The organism is Flavobacterium sp. XS2P24, assembly GCF_030010285.1.
GTDB classification, from domain to species: Bacteria; Bacteroidota; Bacteroidia; order Flavobacteriales; family Flavobacteriaceae; genus Flavobacterium; species Flavobacterium algoritolerans.
Genome location: NZ_JASCRU010000003.1, coordinates 264,876 through 288,776, shown reverse-complemented (window position 1 = coordinate 288,776; position 23,901 = coordinate 264,876). Strand labels below are relative to the sequence as shown.

The 23,901-nt window shown below is 33.5% G+C and carries 18 protein-coding genes, 2 tRNA genes and 1 rRNA gene; 14 read left to right on the top strand and 7 right to left on the bottom strand.

What is annotated here, in order from left to right:
- The first annotated feature begins 246 nt into the window (after positions 1-246).
- From rrf to QLS31_RS04395, 4 genes are all read left to right on the top strand, one after another.
- Positions 247-356, top strand: a 5S ribosomal RNA gene (gene rrf / locus QLS31_RS04410).
- A 67-nt stretch (positions 357-423) separates the two neighbouring features.
- Positions 424-496, top strand: a tRNA-Phe gene (locus tag QLS31_RS04405).
- A gap of 6 nt (positions 497-502) precedes the next feature.
- A tRNA-Leu gene (locus QLS31_RS04400) sits at positions 503-588 on the top strand.
- 415 nt (positions 589-1,003) lie between these two features.
- Positions 1,004-2,626, top strand: a complete 1,623-nt coding sequence (locus QLS31_RS04395; protein WP_282742880.1) for an amidase — start codon at positions 1,004-1,006, stop codon at positions 2,624-2,626.
- Between the two features lie 47 nt (positions 2,627-2,673).
- Here the strand turns inward: QLS31_RS04395 and nth are convergent, their stop codons facing one another.
- The 3 genes from nth to QLS31_RS04380 are packed head-to-tail and all read right to left on the bottom strand — an operon-like array spanning position 2,674 to position 4,620.
- The gene (gene nth, locus QLS31_RS04390; protein ID WP_282742878.1) at positions 2,674-3,318 is read right to left on the bottom strand and encodes an endonuclease III; all 645 of its coding nucleotides are present in this window, start codon (positions 3,316-3,318) and stop codon (positions 2,674-2,676) included.
- A 4-nt stretch (positions 3,319-3,322) separates the two neighbouring features.
- Complete coding sequence (gene msrB, locus QLS31_RS04385) at positions 3,323-3,712, bottom strand: peptide-methionine (R)-S-oxide reductase MsrB (protein WP_282742876.1); 390 nt, start codon at positions 3,710-3,712, stop codon at positions 3,323-3,325.
- A gap of 41 nt (positions 3,713-3,753) precedes the next feature.
- On the bottom strand, positions 3,754-4,620 hold the full coding sequence (locus tag QLS31_RS04380; RefSeq protein ID WP_282742874.1) for an alpha/beta hydrolase: 867 nt from the start codon (positions 4,618-4,620) through the stop codon (positions 3,754-3,756).
- Between the two features lie 158 nt (positions 4,621-4,778).
- Between QLS31_RS04380 and QLS31_RS04375 the strand changes: the two genes are divergently transcribed.
- The 6 genes from QLS31_RS04375 to QLS31_RS04350 all read left to right on the top strand — a co-directional run bounded on the left by QLS31_RS04375 (position 4,779) and on the right by QLS31_RS04350 (position 14,465).
- A complete protein-coding gene (locus QLS31_RS04375) occupies positions 4,779-6,200 on the top strand; it encodes a glycogen synthase (RefSeq protein ID WP_282742872.1) in 1,422 nt (473 codons plus the stop codon).
- Positions 6,197-7,477 carry a glucose-1-phosphate adenylyltransferase gene (locus QLS31_RS04370; protein ID WP_282742869.1) on the top strand — a complete coding sequence of 427 codons (1,281 nt, stop codon included), beginning with the start codon at positions 6,197-6,199 and terminating at the stop codon, positions 7,475-7,477. The genes QLS31_RS04375 and QLS31_RS04370 overlap by 4 nt, the downstream gene beginning before the upstream one ends.
- Positions 7,478-7,548: 71 nt before the next feature.
- Positions 7,549-9,456, top strand: a complete 1,908-nt coding sequence (gene glgB, locus QLS31_RS04365) for a 1,4-alpha-glucan branching protein GlgB (protein ID WP_282742868.1) — start codon at positions 7,549-7,551, stop codon at positions 9,454-9,456.
- A gap of 198 nt (positions 9,457-9,654) precedes the next feature.
- Positions 9,655-12,054 (top strand): glycoside hydrolase family 31 protein, encoded by a 2,400-nt coding sequence (locus QLS31_RS04360; RefSeq protein ID WP_282742866.1) that lies wholly within the window; start codon positions 9,655-9,657, stop codon positions 12,052-12,054.
- An 88-nt stretch (positions 12,055-12,142) separates the two neighbouring features.
- Positions 12,143-12,958 (top strand): M48 family metallopeptidase, encoded by an 816-nt coding sequence (locus QLS31_RS04355; protein WP_282742864.1) that lies wholly within the window; start codon positions 12,143-12,145, stop codon positions 12,956-12,958.
- Between the two features lie 181 nt (positions 12,959-13,139).
- Entirely contained in the window at positions 13,140-14,465 is a 1,326-nt protein-coding gene (locus tag QLS31_RS04350; RefSeq protein WP_282742862.1) for an MFS transporter, read from the top strand.
- 34 nt (positions 14,466-14,499) lie between these two features.
- Here QLS31_RS04350 and QLS31_RS04345 read toward each other — a convergent pair whose 3' ends face one another.
- From QLS31_RS04345 to QLS31_RS04330, 4 genes are read right to left on the bottom strand one after another with little or no spacing between them, the layout of a single operon-like run.
- Positions 14,500-15,234, bottom strand: coding sequence for a head GIN domain-containing protein (locus QLS31_RS04345; RefSeq protein WP_282742860.1), 735 nt, complete (start codon positions 15,232-15,234; stop codon positions 14,500-14,502).
- 16 nt (positions 15,235-15,250) lie between these two features.
- Positions 15,251-16,315 carry a hypothetical protein gene (locus QLS31_RS04340; RefSeq protein WP_282742859.1) on the bottom strand — a complete coding sequence of 355 codons (1,065 nt, stop codon included), beginning with the start codon at positions 16,313-16,315 and terminating at the stop codon, positions 15,251-15,253.
- Positions 16,299-16,835: an anti-sigma factor gene (locus QLS31_RS04335; RefSeq protein WP_099716329.1), complete on the bottom strand. Its 537-nt coding sequence runs from the start codon at positions 16,833-16,835 to the stop codon at positions 16,299-16,301. Before QLS31_RS04335 ends, QLS31_RS04340 begins: the two co-directional genes overlap by 17 nt.
- A complete protein-coding gene (locus tag QLS31_RS04330) occupies positions 16,832-17,386 on the bottom strand; it encodes an RNA polymerase sigma factor (protein ID WP_282742856.1) in 555 nt (184 codons plus the stop codon). The genes QLS31_RS04335 and QLS31_RS04330 overlap by 4 nt, the downstream gene beginning before the upstream one ends.
- A gap of 309 nt (positions 17,387-17,695) precedes the next feature.
- On the opposite strand from QLS31_RS04330, the gene lon reads away from it, so the two are divergent.
- The 4 genes from lon to QLS31_RS04310 all read left to right on the top strand — a co-directional run bounded on the left by lon (position 17,696) and on the right by QLS31_RS04310 (position 23,542).
- A complete protein-coding gene (lon, locus tag QLS31_RS04325) occupies positions 17,696-20,149 on the top strand; it encodes an endopeptidase La (RefSeq protein ID WP_282742854.1) in 2,454 nt (817 codons plus the stop codon).
- A 164-nt stretch (positions 20,150-20,313) separates the two neighbouring features.
- Positions 20,314-21,336, top strand: a complete 1,023-nt coding sequence (gene porQ, locus QLS31_RS04320) for a type IX secretion system protein PorQ (protein WP_282742853.1) — start codon at positions 20,314-20,316, stop codon at positions 21,334-21,336.
- A 63-nt stretch (positions 21,337-21,399) separates the two neighbouring features.
- The gene (gene cmk / locus QLS31_RS04315; RefSeq protein WP_282742852.1) at positions 21,400-22,092 is read left to right on the top strand and encodes a (d)CMP kinase; all 693 of its coding nucleotides are present in this window, start codon (positions 21,400-21,402) and stop codon (positions 22,090-22,092) included.
- A gap of 73 nt (positions 22,093-22,165) precedes the next feature.
- Positions 22,166-23,542 (top strand): nucleoside permease, encoded by a 1,377-nt coding sequence (locus tag QLS31_RS04310; RefSeq protein WP_282718395.1) that lies wholly within the window; start codon positions 22,166-22,168, stop codon positions 23,540-23,542.
- Positions 23,543-23,901 lie beyond the last annotated feature (359 nt).

Sequence of the window (23,901 nt, the reverse complement as noted above, 5' to 3'; positions counted from 1 at the left end):
CCACGTTGATAGGCTATAGATGTAAAGGCAGTAATGTCATAGTCGAGTAGTACTAATAACCCGTAAGCTTATGTACGCTTTTCTCCCGTCTTTCGGGACGGGAGAAGAAACTTTCTTAGATCCTGAATCAAGTTCAGGAAAAACTTTTTATTTTCTTTATCTCAGTATGTTAAGATATTATGTGATTAATTATCAATGATAAATTGTTAATTGTTACAATAATTGCCCAAAGCAATTATAACCTCTTAAGGTGGTTATTGCGGCGGGGCTCACCTCTTCCCATCCCGAACAGAGTAGTTAAGCCCGCCTGCGCAGATGGTACTGCAGTTATGTGGGAGAGTATGTCGTCGCCTTTCTTTGAAAACCCCGTTCTTATGAACGGGGTTTTTTATTCATATTTCTTCATTGTAAGAAAAGTATACTGGTACCTTAGCTCAGATGGTAGAGCAATGGACTGAAAATCCATGTGTCCCTGGTTCGATCCCTGGAGGTATCACAAAATGCTCGGATGGTGAAATTGGTAGACACGCTGGACTTAAAATCCAGTGAACAGCAATGTTCGTGCGGGTTCAAGTCCCGCTCTGAGTACAAAAACTTCAATTGGCTAACGCTGACTGAAGTTTTTTTGTTTTAAAAATAAAGAATTCTCATCATTTATTTGATTTTTGTATCATAACTCATTCTATGATAGTTATATTTTACAAATGTTTACTCGAAGCGTACTGCATTTGTGGAGTTAACATTTTTGAAAGGCAATGTTCATTGAAATGATAAGTATTTAATATTTTCATCTTTGATGAAGATAAATACTTCTCATATAATGCTGTTTTTAGAAGTAATAAAGTTTAGTTTATAATTAACGGTTCATTTTAGATATTTAAGAAGTTGTTGATAAATTATTAAACTTTAACGTTTGTTCCACTTAATAGTTTATTGCATTTGGTGAAAAAAAAGTACTTTAGTTAATTGTTTAATAAATCGTTATCCAAAAAACAATTAATCTATGAAAAGAAGATCTTTTTTAACTACTGCAACTTTAGCGTCTGCAGGTCTTACCACACTTTTGATTACAGGCTGTACTTCTGGTACTAAAAAGGAAGAAGATTCAGTATCAGTTGAAGATTCCAATGCGATCTTTGAATTGGATGAAGAAACCATCGTCAGTTTAAGAGAAAAATTAGCTTCTGGAAAATATACTTCGGAACAATTAGTACAATTATATTTAAAACGTATTGAAGCTATAGATAAAAATGGACCTCAATTGAATTCTGTTATAGAAGTCAATCCTGACGCAGTTGCTATTGCAGTGACTATGGATAAAGAGTTGAAAGCTGGTAAAAGCAGAGGACCTTTACATGGAATTCCAGTTTTAATAAAAGATAACATCGATACAGCGGATAAAATGCAAACAACTGCGGGATCTTTGGCAATGGCAGGAAATATTGCTTCAAAAGATGCTTTTGTAGTACAAAAATTGAGAGAGGCCGGCGCAATAATCATTGGAAAAACCAATTTGAGTGAATGGGCAAATTTTCGTTCTACCCAATCGTGTTCCGGATGGAGCAGCAGAGGCGGTCAGACTAAAAACCCATATATTTTAGATCATAATCCATGTGGTTCCAGTGCGGGTTCCGGAACTGCTGTGTCAGCGAATCTTTGTGTAGTTGCTGTTGGAACCGAGACGGATGGTTCTATTGTTTGTCCGGCTTCGGTAAATGGAATTGTAGGCATTAAACCAACTGTAGGTTTGGTTAGTCGATCTGGAATTATTCCAATTTCAAGAACACAAGATACAGCTGGTCCTATGGCGAGAACTGTAACCGATGCGGCTATTTTATTAGGCGCAATGGCAGCTGTTGACCAAGATGATGCTATAACGCTTGAAAGCAAAGGAAAAGCGCAGAAGGATTATACCACTTTTTTAGATGTAAATGCATTGAAAGGCAAGCGCATTGGGATTGAGAAAAAGCCACAAGGAAATAATAAATATATTAATGTACTTTTAGACGATGCCATTAAACTTCTAAAAAAGCAAGGAGCTGTCATTATCGAAATTGACTATTTGGATAAAATTAATGCTTTGGGTCAAGCCGAATTTGAAATTTTACAGTATGAATTTAAAGACGGATTGAACAATTATTTGGCTACAGCCAATGCAAAAGTAAAAAATTTAAAAGAGGTCATTGATTTTAATACTGGTAATGAAGATAAAGCAATGCCTTATTTTAAACAAGAAACACTAGAGAGTTCTAACCTTAAAAAAGGATTGGATGATAAAAAATATGTAGATGCATTAACTGTTAGTTTTGAAGGTAGTAAAGGTATTTTAGATACTGTTTTTAAAGAAAATAAGCTGGATGCCATTTGTGGAATAACGATGGGACCTGCTTGTAGTATTGATGTGATTTACGGTGATCGTTGGGGAGGATATTCTTTGACATCTCCTGCTGCGGCAAGTGGATATCCACATATTACGGTTCCTAATGGGATGGTTTATGATCTTCCTGTTGGTTTATCTTTTTTCGGAACTCCCTATGCTGAGGGACAATTAATAGGATTAGGTTATGCTTATGAGCAAGCTTCTAAAAAGCGCTTAAAACCAGCTTTGAAACCTTCTTTTTTGTAATAAATTAGATTAAAAAATATTTAAAAGGGTAAAGAGTGAATCGCTTTTTACCCTTTTATATTTTTATAATATTCACAAATGGAGTTAATTGGACATTCCGGACATTTAGGCTGTGGCCGACAAATTTCTCTTCCTAAAAATGAAATAGCCATCCCGATTTCTCCCCAAATTTCTTTTGGTAATACTTGCATTAGCTGTTTTTCGGCTTTGATTCCGTCTTTGGTTTCTGGGATTAATCCAATTCTGGGTGCAACCCTAATAACATGTAAATCAGCGATAATTCCTTCAGCCGGAATTTTTGCTTCGCGAAGAATTACATTGGCTGATTTTCGTCCGATTCCTTTTAAGGCAACCAAACCGTCCATAGTAAGTGGAATATTTTCATCTTTTTGTATGGTTTGCGCTATTTCTATAAGCCACTTGGCTTTGGTTCCAAAATTCCTGACTTTTGAAATGTGCGGAATTAGTGCTTCCACATTGGAAACAGCTAAACTTTCCATGTTAGGATATGCTTCAAATAGGATAGGGGCAATTTTATTAATATTGGCATCAGAATCCTGTGCGGATAAAACGACCATCACCATAAGTTGATATAAATTATGATACTCAAGGGGGTGTTTTCTTCCTTTATATTTGGTTAGAATTGGTTCTAAATTTGTAGTCCAATCAGTAGCATTTTCAAATAAATTCATAGCTTTATTCTTTAAAATCAACAGATAAAGAGTTCACACAATAGCGTTGTCCGGTTTTTGTAGGTCCGTCATCAAATACATGCCCTAAATGGCTGCTGCAATTAGCGCAAAGAATTTCAGTACGTTTCATGCCATGTGTCGTATCGGAAATGTATTGTACTTTTCCTGGAATGGATTCATCAAATGATGGCCAACCGCAATGCGCATCAAATTTAGAGTTACTTTCGAATAAAGGCTCTCCACAAGCACCACAGCAATATGTTCCTTTTTCATAATGCAAATTATAGGTTCCGGTGTGAGGGTATTCAGTCCCTTTTTGGCGAAGAATTCGGTAGCGTTCCTCACCTAATTGTTCTTTCCATTCTTGTTCGGTTTTTTCTGCAGGATATTTCATGATTTTAAATTTTTTATTTTATGTATAATATTGTAATACAGTTATTTATTTTGAATGAATTGAACTGTTTTTTCAATTACTTTATGATTTCCTAGAATTTTTCGATGTCCTAATCCATCGGTTAATAATAACTCTCCGTTTTTCAAATATTTATGAATGTGAATTCCGGCCTTTACAGGAACTTCTGGGTCATTGTTATCATGGATTACCAAAACTGGAATAGCAATTTCTTTGGCCGCTAAAAAAGCAGAATAGCTATTCATTTTTTCTTGGTATTTTTTCTCGAAATGCAAACGTAAAAGAGTGCTTATTATTGGTTTCAATTCTAATTTTGCTACAAAATCATCCATAATATCTTCCACAATATCCCCACTGCCAATAACTACGGCATGATTTACTTTTAATCCTTTTTTGATAGCATTCAAAACGGACATTCCTCCTAATGAATGGCCAATTGCTGCTTCAAATGGTCCCAATTGTTTGTCTATTTCTAAAATTGTAGCGATGAAATCGACCATAATGGTAGTTTTTCCGGGTGATTTTCCATGAGCTGGTGCATCAAAACTAATAGTGGAATATCCTGCTTTAAGCAGTTCATCGGCTATTTTGAATAATTGTGTTCCGCGTCCCGACCAACCGTGAACCAATAAAACTTTCTTCTCACTTTTTCCATATTGATACAAAAGAACCTCTTTATCAATTGCAGGAACTGGGATTAATTTTTGAATGCTATTGCGATCCATTTCTAATTCTCTTTTTGGAATTTTATGTTTTATGGGTGTTGTAAAGAGTTTAGCAGCAAATAGTGTAATTAGTTTTGGAGAAATAAAAGAGATTAATTTACTGGTTAATAAGATAATCCTAGGAATTTTCAATGATTGGGTATGATTAGAAGTTTTTTTTGTCATTTCAATAAATTTTCAAGCGTGTAATTATATTATAATTTTTTTAGTAAATTTAGAAAAACATAAAAGTAGTATTTTTTATAAAGTTTTTTGTTTGGATTAACATAAAAGGCGGAAATATTAAATAATTCGTATTAACTAAAAACACCAAAATTTCATAAATGGAAATATTTCATATCAGTGCAGAGTGTTACCCGGTAGCTAAAGTAGGCGGTTTAGCTGATGTTGTGGGTGCATTGCCAAAATATCAAAATAATGCAGGACATCAAGTGCGGGTAGTGATACCTTGTTATGATACAAAATTCAAAAAAGAAAATGATTTTGAATGCGTTCATTGGGGGCATGTGAAATTGGGGAATTTTAATTTTCCTTTTAGTGTTCTCAAAGAAAAAACGGATAAGTTAGGATTTGAATTGTATTTGGTTGAAATCCAGGAATTATTTGATAGAAAAGATGTTTATGGATATCAAGATGATATTGAACGCTTTTTATCTTTTCAAATCGCCACTTTGGATTGGATTATAGGTAGAAATGAAGTTCCAGATGTAATTAACTGTCATGATCATCATACTGGTTTGATTCCATTTATGATGTTGTATAGTCATAAATACGAAAAACTCCAAAATATTCCTTCCATGATTACCATTCATAATGGTTTGTATCAAGGGCAGTTTGGTTTTGATAAATTGTATTATTTGCCAGAATTTGATTTGGCCCATGTCAAAGTTTTAGAATGGGATAATTGCATCAATTCATTGGCAGTAGCCATAAAATGCGCTTGGGCAGTTACCACAGTTTCTCCTAATTACCTGAATGAGATTAATTATTCGGCTAATGGTTTAGAAATGTTATTTAATCTGGTTCGCTATAAATCCAGAGGTATTTTGAACGGAATTGATATCGAAGTCTGGGATCCTGCTAAAGATGCGATGTTAGAAAAAAACTATTCGATTAAAAATTTCGAAAAAGGAAAGCAAGAAAATAAAGAAAAATTATGCAAGCTTTTTAATTTGGATCCAACAAAACCACTTTTTAGTTTTATTGGTAGGTTATTAGAAGAAAAAGGAGGCGATTTATTGCCTCATGCTGCAGCGCTAGCTTTATCTGAAAATTTTCAACAAATTAATATTTTAATCTTAGGTTCAGGAAATACAGCTATTGAGAATCAATTGAACGCTTTATTAGCTGATTACAAAGGGAATTACAATACATTTATTGGATACAATGAGGAATTAGCTCACTTGATTTATGCAGGTTCTGATTTTTTATTAATGCCTTCAAGAGTGGAACCTTGTGGTTTAAACCAGATGTACTCGTTGCGCTATGGTACAATACCTATCGTAAGAAGAACAGGAGGACTGAGAGATACAGTCATTGATTTTGGAGATGATGGAAACGGAATTTGTCACGACCAAGCAACTGTTGACGATGTTTGTTATTCGATTCAAAGGGCAGTAAATTTGTATGAAGATAAAAAACATTTAAATAAAATTATAAAAAAAGGAATGAGTACTGATCATTCTTGGGAAAGAGTTTGCCTGGAATATATAGAAATGTACAATTTAATAATTAACAAAAAATGAAAGCTAAAAAGAAAAATGTTATTGCAATTATTTTAGGTGGAGGACAAGGATCCAGATTATATCCATTGACAGAAACAAGGTCTAAACCTGCTGTGCCAATAGGAGGTAAATATAGATTGGTCGATATTCCAATTTCAAATTGTATGAATTCAGATATTTATAGAATGTTTGTACTGACGCAATTCAACTCTGCTTCTTTAAATGCCCATATAAAGAACACTTATAATTTTAGTATTTTTAGCCATGCTTTTGTTGATATTCTTGCTGCAGAGCAAACTCCAGACAATCCAACTTGGTTTCAAGGTACGGCCGATGCTGTAAGACAGTGTATGCCTCATTTCCTGAACCATGATTTTGATTATGCTTTGATTCTTTCCGGAGATCAATTGTATCAAATGGATTTCAACGATATGCTAGAAGAACATATCAAGAGAGAGGCCGATATTACAATTGCTACTTTGCCTGTAAATGCAAAAGATGCTCCTGAATTTGGAATATTAAAAACAAACTCCGAAAGCTGTATTGAATCTTTCATTGAAAAACCTGCCAAGGAATTGTTGCCAGACTGGGAATCGGATGTGAGCGAGCAAATGAAGAGCGAAGGCAAGCATTATTTAGCTTCAATGGGAATTTATATCTTCAACAAAAAACTGTTGGTTGATATAATGTCAAACAAAGAAACCAAAGATTTTGGTAAAGAAATTATACCACAAGCGGTAGGGAATAAAAAGATATTAAGTTACCAATATGAAGGATATTGGACTGATATTGGTAATATTGATTCTTTTTTTGAAGCGAATATTGGACTGACTGAAGATTTACCTAAATTTAATTTATTCGATAACAATAATAAAATTTATACCAGACCAAGATTATTGCCTCCTTCAAAATTTCAAAAAACAATGATTGATAAATCATTAATTTCCGAAGGCTGTATTTTGAATGCCAAAGAAATAAACCATTCTGTTATTGGTATCAGATCCAGAATAGGTGAGGGAACTATCATTCAAAATTGTTATGTTATGGGGAATGATTTCTATCAGAATATTGATGATATGAATGAGGACGTTAAAAGCAGTAAACAATTGATTGGTATTGGGGAAAGATGCTTTATAAACAATGCTCTTGTAGATAAAAATTGCAGAATTGGTAATGATGTTTACATCAATGGAGGAAGTCATTTAGAAGATTTTTCGAATGAATTGTATGCCATTAAAGACGGAATTGTTGTTATTAAAAAAGGAGCAGTTATACCGGATAATTACATCATAAAATAAATTTATAAACTGTTTTTTATTAAAAATAATATTCTATTCTTTTTCTAAAAATAGAATTATACAATTGTTATATGAGTAAAGTTATCTCGCATTCCCTTTTTACCGATTTTGATATCGATTTATTCAAATCAGGGAAACATTTCCGGCTGTACGAAAAACTAGGCGCACATCTTATAACGGTTGACGGAGTAGATGGTGTTTATTTTGCCGTTTGGGCTCCTACGGCTCATTCGGTATCGGTTGTTGGAGAGTTCAATTTTTGGACACAAGGAGAGCATCTGTTGCAAGTCCGTTGGGATTCTTCCGGTATTTGGGAAGGATTTATTCCAAACATCAAAAAGGGGACAACCTATAAATATAAAATACAATCCAATAATGGTGGGATAATAACAGAGAAAGCCGATCCGTTTGCTTTTTATTGCGAAAAACCGCCACATACGGCATCAGTAGTTTGGGATTTAGAGTATAAATGGAAAGACCAAAACTGGATGAAAACGCGTCAAAATCATAATGGTTTAGACAAACCTTATTCTGTTTATGAAGTCCATTTAGGTTCTTGGAAACGCCATACAGAAGGAAATCGTTTTTTGACCTATGTAGAATTTGCCGAAGATTTAGTGAATTATGTAAAAGAAACGGGTTTTACTCACGTGGAGTTTATGCCAATTATGGAATACCCTTATGATCCTTCTTGGGGGTATCAATTGGTAGGATATTTTGCGCCAACTTCTCGTTTTGGGAATCCGCAAGAATTCATGCATTTAGTAGATAAATTACATGAAGCTGGAATTGGAGTAATTCTGGACTGGGTTCCTTCTCATTTTCCAGATGACGCCCATGGTTTAGGATTTTTTGACGGATCGAATCTTTTTGAACATCCTGATCGTAGAAAAGGCTATCATCCGGATTGGAAAAGTTTAGTTTTTAATTACGGACGAAATGAAGTTCGTTCCTTCTTAATCAGTAATGCATTATTTTGGCTACATCATTATCATGCAGATGCTTTGCGTGTTGATGCAGTTGCCTCGATGTTGTATTTGGATTATTCCAGAAATGATGGTGAATGGGAACCCAATATTTACGGAGGTAGAGAAAATCTGGACACGATTAGTTTCCTTAAAGAATTCAATGAAGCCGTTTATCTAAATTATGAAGGTGCTCAAACTATAGCAGAGGAAAGTACTTCTTTTCCAATGGTTTCCAGACCTACATCTGTTGGTGGTTTAGGTTTTGGGATGAAATGGATGATGGGTTGGATGCACGATACTTTAGAATATTTTCAAAAAGATACGGTGTATAGAAAGTACCATCAAAATGATTTGACTTTTTCGATGACCTATACCTTTTCAGAAAATTTCATGTTACCGCTTTCGCATGACGAAGTAGTATATGGGAAAAAATCGATAGCAGGAAGAATGCCAGGTGATGAATGGCAAAAATTTGCGAATTTAAGATTACTATATGGCTACATGTTTATGCATCCCGGAACTAAATTGTTGTTTATGGGAAGTGAATTTGGACAAAGTAGTGAGTGGAATTTTGAAGGAAGTTTAGATTGGCATTTGTTGCAATATCCGTATCATGAAGGAGTAAAACTATTGATTACCGATTTGAATAAATTGTATAAAACACAACCTGCTTTGCATGAAAAACAATTCAGTCCGGAAGGTTTTGAATGGATTAATTACTCCGATCATCAAAATGCGGTGATGTCTTTTATTCGTAAAGGAAATGACCCAAAAGAGGATGTAATTGTAGTGTGTAATTTCACTCAAGTGGTGCGCTCTAATTACCGAATTGGTTTGCCTAAAAAAGGAAAATTGACAGAGATTTTTAATAGTGATGCTGCAAATTATGGAGGAAGCGGAGTTTCTAACGCTAAAAAAATAGTAATTGAAGCTATGCCTTACGATGGAAGAGATTATTCGACAGAGTTGCTTTTACCGCCATTAAGTGTAACCGTTTTTAAAATTTCATAAGTATAAAAGGGTTCTTTTTTTAAAATAAGAATAACTAATGGTTTTCATTTATAATGGAAACCATTATTATATATAGTTGATTTTTATATTAAAATACACTATAACGTTTTCGCGAATAAAACCCACATATATAACTGTTTACAAAGTAATTTTGTAAGTTTGAGTTCTAAGAAAAGATAAAAATTAATACCATATAAAATGATTACAAATACAGAATTAGAATATAAAGGCGATTTATATCCCACAAAAATAACTTCTTTTGAGCATGAAGTAGATTCAATATTTTTTCATACCGATAATAGTGTCATATTAAAAGTAACCGTATTAAGAGATAGTTTAATCCGGTTTAGATTTACTACTAAAGGGTATTTTAGCAACGATTTTTCTTACGCAGTTGATAAAAGTCATTCTCATGGATATAATTTTCTTGAGGTTTCTGAATTAGAGGATTATTATCAGATAAAAACCAGTAAAGTAAAATGTAGAATTCAAAAAATAGATATGAGGTTGTCTATTTTTGATGTGGAGGACAATATTATTTTAGAGGATGAATTGGGTTTCCATTGGGAAGAAAGCTATGAATACGGGGGGAATATCGTAAAAATGAGTAAGGCTTCAAAAGATGGGGAATGCTTTTACGGACTTGGCGATAAAGCAACACAAATGAATTTGAAAGGTAAGAGACTGGAAAATTTTGCGACGGATCAATATGCTTTTCAAAAAGACCAGGAACCGTTGTATAAAGTAGTTCCGTTTTACATTGGATTACAAAACAAACAATCTTATGGAATTTTCTTTGATAATACGTTTAGAACCTATTTTGATTTTTGTCATGAAAGAAGAAACGTAACGAGTTATTGGGCAGAAGGTGGAGAAATGAATTACTATTTCATTTACGGACCACAAATGCAAGATGTTGTTACTACCTATACTGATTTGACCGGAAAACCTGAATTACCGCCACTTTGGGCACTTGGATACCACCAATGTAAATGGAGTTATTATCCGGAAAGTAATTTAAAAGAAGTTGCCGCAAAATTTAGAGAGTTGAAAATTCCATGTGATGCACTGTATCTAGATATTGATTATATGGAAGGTTTTCGATGTTTCACTTGGAACAAAGAATATTTCCCAGATCCAAAAAGAATGGTGGCTGAATTAGCCGAAGACGGTTTTAAAACAGTGGTTATTATTGATCCGGGAATAAAAATTGACAAAGAATACGCTATATATAAAGAAGCTTTAGAAAAAGATTATTTCTGTAAAAGAGCTGATGGTCCATACATGAAAGGGAAAGTTTGGCCTGGAGAATGTAATTTTCCGGATTATACAAATCCAGCAGTAAGAGAATGGTGGGCGGGATTATTCAAAGAATTAATTTCAGATATTGGAGTAAAAGGAGTGTGGAACGATATGAATGAACCTGCGGTTATGGAGGTTCCTAATAAAACGTTTCCTATGGATGTACGCCATGATTACGATGGAAATCCTTGCAGTCATAGAAAAGCACACAATATTTACGGTACACAAATGGCGAGGGCAACGTATCACGGTGTGAAACGATTTGCATATCCAAAAAGGCCTTTTGTAATAACAAGATCAGCATACGCTGGAGCACAACGCTACACGTCTTCTTGGACAGGAGATAATGTTGCGACTTGGGAACATTTATGGATTGCAAATATTCAAGTGCAGCGCATGTCTATTTCGGGAATGGGTTTCACAGGATCAGATATTGGTGGATTTGCTGAACAGCCTTCGGGTGAATTATATGCACGTTGGATTCAATTAGGTGTTTTTCATCCTTTTTGCAGAACACACTCTTCTGGAGATCACGGAGATCAGGAGCCATGGGCTTTTGATGAAGAAGTTATCGATATCACCAGAAAATTTGTCAATTTGAGATATCAATTATTACCCTATTTATATACAATGTTTTGGCAATATATTGAGGAAGGAATTCCTATGTTGAAGCCATTAGTGTATTATGATCAGGACGATATTCAAACGCATTACAGAAATGACGAATTTGTTTTTGGTAATCAAATATTAGTTTGTCCAATTTTAGAGCCAAATGCTTTAGGCAGAAGGATGTATATTCCTCGTGGTCAATGGTATAATTATTGGACCAACGAAGAAGTTAAAGGAGGAAAAGAAATTTGGGTAGAAACTAAATTTGATCAGATTCCAATTTTTGTAAAAGCAGGGGCAATCATTCCTAAATATCCTGTTCAGCAATATGTTGGAGAGTTAGAATTTGATGAGTTAACATTAGATATTTACTACAAAGAAGGAAAAGAAAAATCAGTTGTTTATGAAGATGCCCAAGATGGGTATGATTATAAAAAAGGGAGATACAGCTTCTTATCGTTTCAAACAACTGGAAAAGAGAAAGAACTGATTGTTCAGTTACATAAAGAAGGAAAATACGATACGAATTATTCCAAATATAAAATAAATCTTATAGGATTGCCATTTAAAGTTAAAATGATTGAAATTGACAATGTAGAAGTGTCATTTGATAAAAATACTTTCGAAAATGAAGGTTACTTAATTGTTGATAAAGGGTTTACGGCTTTTCATATTACTGGTGAATAACAAAAAAGTTGATACTTTTACATTTAATTATGTAAATTTAAATGTTTATAATAATTGTATTTTTGTTTAATATTTAAAATCTAAAATTATGAAAAAGCATTTAATAGTAGGGATTTTTGCAGTAGGATTAGTTTATTCTTGTGCAACGAATCCTATAACAGGGAAAAAAAATTTTAATATTGTTTCAAACACTGAATTGTTTCCAACATCGTTTCAACAATATGGTACTTTCTTAAAAGAAAATAAGGTAATTACCGGAACTGCTGAAGCTAAAAAAGTAGAGACAGTTGGTTTGCGAATTAAAGCTGCTGCAGAAAAATATTTGACCTATTTAGGGCAAAATCAATATTTGCAAGATTATCGTTGGGAGTATAAATTAATCGACAATAAAGAGGTGAATGCTTGGTGTATGCCCGGAGGAAAAATTGTTGTTTATTCCGGTATTTTACCAATCACTAAAAATGATGCAGGTTTAGCAACGGTAGTGGGACATGAAGTTTCTCACGCATTAGCCAATCATGGAGCACAACGTATGAGTGCAGCTCAATTACAACAATTAGGGGCTGTAGGAGTTGCTGTAGCTACCGGAGGTAAGAGCGAAGAGAATCAACAAATCTGGCAACAAGCTTATGGTGTAACGACCCAGTACGGTGCAATGCTTCCTTTTAGTAGAGGACATGAAACTGAAGCAGATAAAATAGGACTTACTTTAATGGCAATTGCAGGGTATAACCCAGATGAGTCGATTACTTTTTGGCAAAGAATGGCTGCACAATCTTCAGGACAAGCACCGCCGGAATTTTTAAGTACACACCCATCTGATGCTACCAGAATTGCAAATCTAAAAGCATTAATACCGGAAGCAAAAGCTTTAGCGGCTAAAGTTGGTGTTATTTACAAATAGTAACTTATTATAAAATATCTAAACAGGTTGTCCTTAAAATGGATAGCCTGTTTTTTTTTGAATATGAGTTATAATTATTATGCATCTCTTTATTCATTAATGATTTGTTAATGCATAAATATTTACTTTTTATATCGTTCTTAGCAAAAAATAAATAAATTCGTATCCTAAAAAAATAAACATGGCAGATTTAGAAAAAGGAAGTAAAAAATTATTAAACGCTTGGGCTTTTTATGATTGGGCAAATTCAGTTTATACACTTACCATTGCATCTGCAGTATTTCCTATTTTTTATGAAGCTTTGTTTTCTGAGCGTGATCACTACATTGATGTTTTTGGCTTGCATCTAAAAAATTCAGCTTTAATTAGCTTTGTTACGGCTTTAGCATTTTTATTAGTGGCTTTTATTTCGCCTTTATTGTCTGGTATTGCAGATTATGTGGGGGATAAAAAATCATTTATGAAATTCTTTTGCTACCTGGGAGCGCTTTCTTGTATGGGATTGTATTGGTTTAATCTTGAACATATATACATTGGATTGGCATTTTATTTTTTTGGATTGATTGGGTATTGGGGAAGTTTAGTTTTTTATAACTCTTATTTACCGGACATCGCTTTTGTAGAGCAACAAGATAAAATTAGCGCCAAGGGATATTCATTTGGATACATTGGAAGTGTTATTTTATTGATTATCAATTTAGCGATGATCATGAAACCAAAACTTTTTGGAATTACTGGAACTGATGGAGAAGCAGCCATGAAAGCCATGCGATATTCATTTGTTATGGTTGGAGTTTGGTGGATATTATTCAGTCAATATACGTACTATTATTTGCCAAAAGGGAATAAAAACGCCGACCGTAAAGTAACACATCATGTTGTATTTAACGGTTTTAGAGAGTTGAAAAAAGTTTGGTTTTTATTGAAAGAAAATATTGCATTAAGACGGTATTTAGGAAGTTTTTTTGTGTACAGTATGGCCGTACAAACGGTAATGCTAGTTGCCACTTATTTTGGAGCACAAGAAATTGCTTGGTCCTCTAAAGCTGAAAGTACTACGGGTTTAATTATTTGTATTTTGATCATACAATTAGTTGCTGTTTTGGGAGCAGTTATCACTTCAAGAGCCTCAGAAAAATTCGGAAATATTCCAACGTTAATTGTGATTAACTGTATTTGGGCCGTATTTTGTGCAATTGCATTTTTTATTACTTTGCCAATACATTTTTATGTTATGGCAGGAATTGCAGGACTTGTAATGGGCGGAATTCAAGCTTTATCACGTTCAACTTATTCTAAATTATTACCTGAAACAGATGATACAGCTTCCTTTTTTAGTTTCTTTGATGTTGCTGAAAAAATAGGAATTGTTATAGGAATGTGTATCTATGGAATTATCGATCAAATCACTGGAAGTCCAAGGTTAGCAATTGTATTTCTTGGTGTATTCTTTGTTGTGGGTATTCTGTTATTAAAAAGAGTGCCAAAAAAAGGCGTTTTAAATTAATAAAACACCTTCATAATAGTTATTATTTTTAAAATTAGGCTCTCGATATAGCTCCTGAGCCATTTACTTTCGTATCTTTTTTCTTTGGGTCTCCAATGTATTCAATATCTCCTGAACCAGAAACTCTGGCATGAAGACTTTCACTGCAAAAAACTTTACTGTCTCCTGAACCAGAAATGGTAATCTTAGCGTTTTTAGCTTTCAAATCACCGGCATCAATATCACCGGAACCATTTAAATTACTGTTGAAGTTTTCAGTTTTCCCAGCAAGAACTATATCTCCTGAACCACTTAAATTAACATCAAAGTCATTTGCTTCAACATCTAATTTCATATCACCTGAACCGGTCAATTTAGCTGAAAATGATTTCGTTTTAATGCTATTTTTAGTCATTACATCACCAGAACCAGTCAAAGAAACTTGATTTATACTCTCGAAAGGTACAGTTATGATAATTTGTTGTCCTTTGCTTACGCTGATATATTTGTTCTTTTCAGTAGAAATTTTTAATACCTGATCGACAACCTCGACTTTAATGTAAGACAATAAGTTTTCTTCCCCTTTTATCGTAATATTTCCTTCTTTTCCGGAAACTAATTCGACATCAAAAAATCCTGTTATTGCAATTTCATCATACGAAGCGGTGCTTCTTTTTTCAGAAGTTACTTTTCCATTTCCTTTTATTTTTTCATTGGATGACCATTGCGCATTAGCCATTGTAGTTAGTAATAGTGAACAACTAACAAATAATTTGATTGAATTTTTCATAAATAAAGCTTTAAGATTATTGTTTTTTTACTAGTATTACATTTCCGTAATCTGAAATTATAGAGACATTGTTAACTCCTCTTTTCTTATAAAAACCACTGTATTTTTTTAAGTTGTTTGAGTCTTCTTTAGAATTTACTTCTAATTCATTGTCATATTTAAAATTGGCATATTTTACAGTCACATTAAAATCAAAAGCATAATTAGCATCAAATCCAATGTTTAATCCCGTGTAACCAGCTGCAATAGTTACAGTGTTGGCTTTCGCATTAATAGTTCCAATAGTTACATTGCTGTATTTTGTGGACAGTTTTAAATTATTGGATAATTCACCTATTTTAAGTGTTAGATAATTTCCGGTTGCGTCTAATGATTTTACATTTTGAATTTTAATATTTCCGTATTTACTGATGTATTTAACAACATCACTTTCTTGAATATCTACATCCGTATAATCAGAAGCTAAATCGAGTTTTGCAACTTCTCCAATTTTCAAATTCGAATACTTTGCTGTAACAGTAGCATTTTTTAAAAATGAAATACTTGAGTTGGAACAATATTCTACTAGGATGTTACTGGAGTTTCCGGATAATCTGCCTAAAGCTATTTTGCCATATTTACATTTAATTTCAGCATCAGAAAACAAGTCAGATGTAGTGATATTTCCATATTTATTATGAAGTTTTACACTTCCATTTTTTGGTATTTTGAGCGTATAATTAATTTGAAAACTATTGTTTTTGCCATTACTCTTATAACTGGAGTTTCCTAAAATGGTTTTTGCAGTAATCATCCCTTTCAGTGCAATTATATCAACATCAATATCGTTGATGCGCTGGTTGACCCAATTTTCGTTATCACCACTCACTTTTATTACAATATCCAATTCGGTTTTATCTTCGTCCCAAGTTGTTACTGAAATATTGCCGTATGAGTTATCAATATAAAGACCAGCATCCGAGTTTACGAAATAAGCTTTTTTAATATTTTTTTGTTTGGTATGGATATAATCAGGATCATTGGAAAATCCTAAAAATGGAATTAAAACGAATAATAGGAGTAGTTTAAATTGTTTTTTCATCAGAAATATTTTTTAATTTTTCATTGTTTTCAATGTGTAACAGTACATTTTGTAAAAAAGAAATTCGGGTTTGAAGATTGCTGATCATCGCATAAATAATTTGCTTGCTTTCTCCATTTGTTTCTAATTCCTTAATTATTTTTTCATAATCACTATCTAATGTTCTCATTTGTTTGAGTGCATCGGAAATTATTTTTTCATTTTCAGGTGATTTTTTCTCTCTTATTTTTTCTAATTCATTTTCAATTAAAACGGTAAAAATAGAATCTGTTTGTTTAGTTTCTTTTGATGCAAATCGCAATTCTTCTGTTTTTTTAGGAGTAGTATTGAAGATTGAAAGTCCCAACATAACTACGATAGAAGCAGCGATTCCAATAGAAACGAAACGTTTCCAATTCGATTTCTTAGATTTTAATTTTTTTAAAAACCGTTCCTCATGATGATTTTCAATAGTCTCAATGTCCCATTGATTTTCAAATTTGTCAAATAATTTGTCTAGTTTTTTATTTTCCTTTTTCATATTTCCTCTAGTTTTTTTCTTAAACAATCCTTGGCTCTGCTGAGTGTAGTTCTGCAATTGGCATAACTGATATTAAGTATTTCGCTGATTTCTTCTTGGTCATAACCTTCGATGAAAAAAAGAGTCAAAACCATTCTGTAATTATATTTCAGGGAGTTGATGACCTCTAAAATTTGTTTTACTTTTAACTCATTGAAATCTATAATTTCAGTTAAAACCGTTTCTTTTTCTTCAATTTTATAAAGTGTAGTATCAAAGTCTTCCGGTTTGAATTGATTATTTTTTTTGTAAAAATCGATACTACAGTTCACGACTATTCTTTTTAACCAAGCACCAAAAGCAACTTCTTGTTTATAGTCGTTTATCTTAGTGAATGCTTTTAAAAAACCTTCCTGCATAACATCTTCTGCAAAATGAACATCTTTGACAATACGAAAGGACACATTATACATCGCTTTTGCATAGCGATTGTAAAGTTCACACTGTGCTTTTTGATTTTTTTGCCTGCAGAGCAAGATTAATTCTTCGATATTATGGTTGGTTAAACTCAAACAGCTGATTTTAGTTTATTATAAGGACTCGACCTTTTCACGTTTGTTACACTTTTATAAAACTAAATTATATTTTTTTAAAATAGAGTTCAATATTATTTAAATTATAAAATTATTCTAACCTTAGAATCATTGTTTTTTTGCCAAAGAATAAACAGATTTAATTTTTATTTTGGCATAATGATTGTCTCTTTTAGTAGGAAGTGAATTATACATGTCAGATGTCGATTTTATTCAAAATAAACGGCATGATCCTTATATTTGCTTAATAAATGAAAATTTTTAATGACAAAAAGACTTAAATAATATATGTCAAATCATAAAATACTTACTATTGACAATCTGTCACTTCAGGAATTTGATTCAGAAGCAGATTTAATTCCACTTTTGACTCCTGAAGATGAGGAGGAAATGAATAATGAGGCTTTACCGGAATCATTGGCTATTTTACCGTTACGGAATATGGTTTTATTTCCTGGGGTTGTAATACCAATTACTGCTGGGCGAGATAAATCAATAAAATTAATCAATGACGCTAATGCTGCCGGTAAAACGATAGGAGTTGTTGCTCAAAAAAATGAAGAAGACGAAGATCCAACCAAAGACGATATTCATGCAATAGGAACTGTAGCCCGCATTTTACGTGTGCTAAAAATGCCTGATGGTAATATCACTGTAATTCTTCAAGGTAAAAAGCGTTTTGAAATTGATTCAGTTGTTTCTGAAACGCCATACATTACTGCAAAAATCAAGGAAGTTCCTGAAAAAAGACCTAAGAAAAACGATACTGAATTTGTAGCAATTCTGGATTCAATCAAAGAATTAGCGATTCAAATCATTAAAGAAAGTCCAAATATTCCAAGCGAAGCAACCTTTGCCATCAAAAATATTGAAAGTCAATCCTTCTTGATCAATTTTGTTACTTCTAATATGAACTTGTCTGTTGAAGAGAAACAAGATTTGTTAGCGATTAATGAATTAAAAGGCAGAGCTTTAGAAACGTTGCGTTATATGAATATAGAGTTGCAAAAACTCGAATTGAAAAATGACATTCAATCTAAAGTTCGTTTTGATTTAGACCAACAACAACGCGAATATTTTCTTCATCAACAAATGAAAACCATTCAGGAAGAATTGGGTGGCGTTTCTCAGGAAGAAGAAATGGACGAAATGTTGCAGAAGTCTTTGACTAAAAACTGGGACGAAAAAACTAAAAAACATTTCGATAAAGAATTGTCTAAAATGCGTCGCATGAATCCGCAAGCGCCTGATTTTGGAATTCAAAGAAACTATTTAGAGTTGTTCTTGGAATTGCCTTGGAATGAATATTCTAAAGATGATTTCGATTTAAAAAAAGCACAAAAAATATTGGACAGAGACCATTTTGGTCTTGAAGACGTCAAGAAAAGAATGATAGAACATTTGGCAGTTTTAAAATTGCGAAATGATATGAAGTCTCCTATTATTTGTTTGACGGGACCTCCGGGAGTAGGAAAAACATCAATTGGACGCTCTATTGCAGAAGCTTTGGGTAGAAAATACGTTAGAATTTCGCTTGGTGGTTTGCGTGATGAAGCGGAGATTCGTGGACATAGAAAAACGTATATTGGTGCTATGCCGGGACGAATCATTCAAAGTTTGAAAAAAGCGGGAACTTCAAATCCAGTTTTTGTTTTGGATGAAATCGATAAATTATCAAACAGCAATCAAGGAGATCCATCTTCGGCATTACTGGAAGTTTTAGATCCGGAGCAAAACAATTCTTTTTATGATAATTTCCTTGAAATGGGGTACGATTTGTCTAAAGTGATGTTTATTGCTACATCTAATAATATGGCAGCGATTCAACCTGCGTTGAAAGACAGAATGGAAATCATCAAAATGTCAGGCTATACGATTGAAGAAAAGGTAGAAATTGCGCGTCAGCATTTGTTTCCAAGACAATTGAAAGAACACGGTTTGACAACTAAAGATTTGACTATTGGAAAAAAACAATTAGAGAAAATCGTCGAAGGATATACACGTGAATCTGGTGTTCGTGGTTTAGAAGCCAAAATTGCTCAAGTAATCCGTAATGCAGCCAAATCTGTTGCGATGGAAGAGGAGTATAACAAAAAAGTTACCGACGAAGATATCATAAAAACACTTGGTGTTCCAAGATTGGAAAGAGATAAATACGAGAACAATGATGTTGCCGGAGTGGTAACTGGTTTGGCTTGGACTTCTGTTGGGGGTGACATTCTGTTTATAGAATCGTTGCTTTCTCCTGGAAAAGGAACTATGACCATAACCGGAAACTTAGGTACGGTAATGAAAGAATCAGCAACCATTGCTTTAGAATATATCAAGGCAAATGCGAAACTTTTAGGATTGGATTCAGAGATGCTTTCTAAATATAATATTCACTTGCACGTTCCGGAAGGTGCTACTCCAAAAGACGGTCCAAGTGCCGGTATTGCAATGTTGACATCATTAGTTTCGCTGTTTACACAAAAACGTGTGAAGAAAAACTTGGCAATGACAGGAGAAATCACATTGCGTGGGAAAGTTTTGCCAGTAGGCGGAATCAAAGAAAAGATTTTGGCGGCAAAAAGAGCGAATATCAAAGAAATTATTCTTTGTCACGAAAACAAAAGTGATATTGATGAAATAAAACCAGAATATCTGGAAGGACTTTCTTTTCATTATGTGAAGGAAATGAGCGAAGTATTGAAATATGCTTTGACTGATCAGAAAGTGAAAAATGCCAAGGATTTAAAATAAAAATTAATTCAATATTTTAAAATTCCAAATTCTAAAACCTGATTTTCAGTGCTTAGAATTTGGAATTTTTATTTGTAATTACGGGTTTTAAAGTTGCCATTTATTGTATTTATAATTTTATCTTCGCATTTACGTTTTACCTTACATAAGTTGCACTTTAAAGCATGTTAAAAAAACTTTTATTATACACCTCTTTTTTCATTTGTTCTGTGTCTTACAGTCAAATAGGAGGTAAGTATACCTATCAGTTTTTGAATTTGGTCACTTCGCCAAGACAAGCGGCACTGGGAGGAAAAGTAATCACTATTTATGATGATGATGTCAATCAGGCCCATTTTAATCCAGCAACCATAAATGCTGAAATGGACAACCATTTGGCTTTGAATTATGGAAGCTATTTCAAGGAAGTAACTTATGGAACGGCTTCTTATGCCTACACTTACGATCGACATTTGCAAACTTTTCAGGCTGGAGTGAATTATGTGAATTATGGTAATTTTGAAGGCTATGACGAGAATGGTCAGCCAACATCGGAATTTACCGGAAGCGAAATAGCCCTTTCTTTTGGGTATGCGTACAATATTCCGTATACCGACATTCATATTGGAGCCAGTGCCAAATTGATATCTTCGACTTTAGAAAGTTATAATTCTTTTGGAGGAGCAATTGATATTGGAGCGCTTTTTATCGATGAAAAAAATGATGTGAATTGGGGTTTGGCTATTCGAAATATTGGGACTCAATTTTCTACTTATAATGGTACAAACGAAAAGCTGCCACTCGAAATCATTGCGGGCGTTTCGCAAGAATTAGAAAATGTGCCTATTCGTTGGCATCTTACTTTGGAAAATTTGCAGCAATGGAATATAGCTTTTTCAAATCCGGTCAGGGCAGAATCATCATTTGACGGAACTGAGACTGAAGAAAAAATTTCATTTGTAAATAATGCGTTGCGACATGTAATAGTAGGAGTAGAGCTTTTTCCAAAAAAAGCATTTAATTTGCGTGTGGGATATAATTTTCGAAGAGCAGAGGAATTACGCCTTCAGGAACAACGTAATTTTTCGGGAGTTTCATTAGGTTTCGGACTTAAATTGAATAAGTTGAAATTCAATTATTCGTATTCCAGATACACATTGGCAGGAAATACAAGCCTTTTTGGGTTAACCATTAACTTTCAAGAATAATTTTCTCCTTTGAAAATTATGGAAGGACAGTTTGATTAATTATTAAAATTTAAATATAATATTTTGAAAAAAATTACCATCGCAATTGACGGATTTTCATCGACAGGAAAAAGCACGTTGGCCAAACAACTTGCGAATCATTTAGGATATATTTACGTTGATACTGGGGCAATGTACCGTGCCGTAGCTTTATTTGCAATGCAAAACGGTTACATAAATGCGGATTCTTTTGATAAACAAACATTAATTAACAGTTTGCCAAATATAAAATTGCAATTCAAATTCAATGCTGATTTAGGTTTTGCCGAAATGTATTTGAATGAAGTAAATGTTGAAACCGAAATCAGAACGATTGAAGTTTCCAGTTTTGTGAGTAAAGTAGCTGAAGTTTCTGAAGTTCGTGCCAAATTAGTCGAGCAGCAAAAAGAAATGGGAAAAGACAAAGCAATAGTAATGGACGGAAGAGATATTGGGACTGTAGTTTTTCCGGATGCAGAGCTTAAAATTTTCATGACAGCAAGTGCAACTACTAGAGCGCAAAGGCGTTACGATGAATTAGTTAAAAAAGGTGATACAGTAACTTTTGATGAAGTTTTGGCAAATGTAGAAGAACGCGATTACATTGACACGCACCGTAAGGATTCCCCTTTGGTTATGGCGGAAGATGCTATAGAAATTGATAATTCGCATTTGAATCGTGAGGAACAATTCGAGCTTGTGTTGGAATTGGTAAATGAAATTAGTAAAACGGCATAATTATTTGCAGATCTCATTTTTAATAGTAGATTTACGCCTTGTTAATTTTTAAAAATAAAAAACAATTCATCTCATGGGAATTAAAAATAGATTGGTAATAATGAGCTTTCTTCAGTTTTTTGTTTGGGGAGCTTGGCTGATTACCATTGCAAATTACTGGTTTGGCACAAAAAACTGGGAAGGAACTCAATTTGGGTTGGTTTTTGGGACTATGGGAATTGCTTCATTATTTATGCCAACACTAACGGGGATTATCGCTGACAGATGGATAAATGCTGAAAAATTATATGGAACACTACATATTCTATATGCTGCGGTTTTATTCTATATTCCTCAAGTTACCACTCCCAATACCTTTATCTATATTATGCTTTTGGCGATGTGTTTTTACATGCCAACGATTGCTTTGAGCAACTCTATATCGTATAATGCACTCAAATTAAACAATAAAGATATTATTAAAAATTTTCCACCTATTCGGGTTTGGGGAACAATTGGTTTTATTGTAGCGATGTGGATTACTAATTTAACGGGAAACAAATCAACAGAATATCAGTTTTATATCGCAGGTTTAGCGGCAGTATTTCTAGGGATTTATTCCTTCACTTTGCCAAAGTGTAAGCCGCAACGTTTGTCTAAAGAGAATGCTTCTATCATGGAAACATTAGGGTTAGAATCGTTTAAATTATTTGCAGATTATAAGATGGCTTTGTTTTTTGTTTTCTCTATGTTTTTAGGAGGCGCTTTGCAATTGACAAATGCGTATGGAGATGTTTTCTTAGATGAGTTCAAACATTTTCCAAAATATGCGGATTCGTTCGTTGTGGAATATTCAACTATTATAATGTCAATTTCTCAAATTTCGGAAACATTATTTATTCTTGCGATTCCTTTTTTTCTAAGACGTTTTGGTATCAAACAAGTGATGTTGATTAGTATGCTTGCTTGGGTATTGCGTTTTGGACTATTTGCTTACGGAAATCCGACAAGTGGTTTATGGATGATTATTATGTCTTGTGTGGTTTACGGAATGGCATTTGATTTCTTTAATATCTCAGGATCATTATTTGTTGAAACGAATACAGACCCTAAAAATCGTTCCTCAGCCCAAGGTTTGTTTATGATGATGACCAATGGTTTTGGAGCAGTTTTAGGAAGTTTTACTTCGGGATGGGCTATTGATAAATATTTTACAAAATCATTTAATAATACTACTGATTTGGCTGGTTTCTTGGAAACAGAAACGACTAATCCAAAAATGTTGGAATTTGTTACCGGTCAAGGGAATTCAATTACTGCCGATGGATTGTTTAGTAAAGTAATTTTCATGAAAGACTGGCATACAATTTGGCTGGCTTTTGCAATTTACGCATTGATAATTGCCGTTGCATTTGCAGTTTTATTTAAGCACAAACACAATCCTATGGATGTTGAAAATGTAAGTCACTAAAACAGGATTAAAATAATATAGAACCCGATATTTTTATACGATATCGGGTTTTTTTATGCTGAAAAATCAGGGTAAAGCCTATCTAGCCAAGATGGAGCTGATATCCTCGCATCTCGTCTTTTGGGACGAGAGGAGAGATAAAGGCGATAGCGGGAACTTTGCCAGCAAAAAAGCCAATTAATTCGCTCCTGATTATCAATCGATTATCTTGTCTGTAAAATTTTGCAGTTTAAGATAAATGTGTTACTTTTGCAGTCCTTTTGGTGAATAAGAGTTTCCTTTAGGGTTCAACTAATTATACAAACAACTTCTGTTGTTTTCTAGCACATTAAGAAACTCGAGAAAATACAGAATACAAA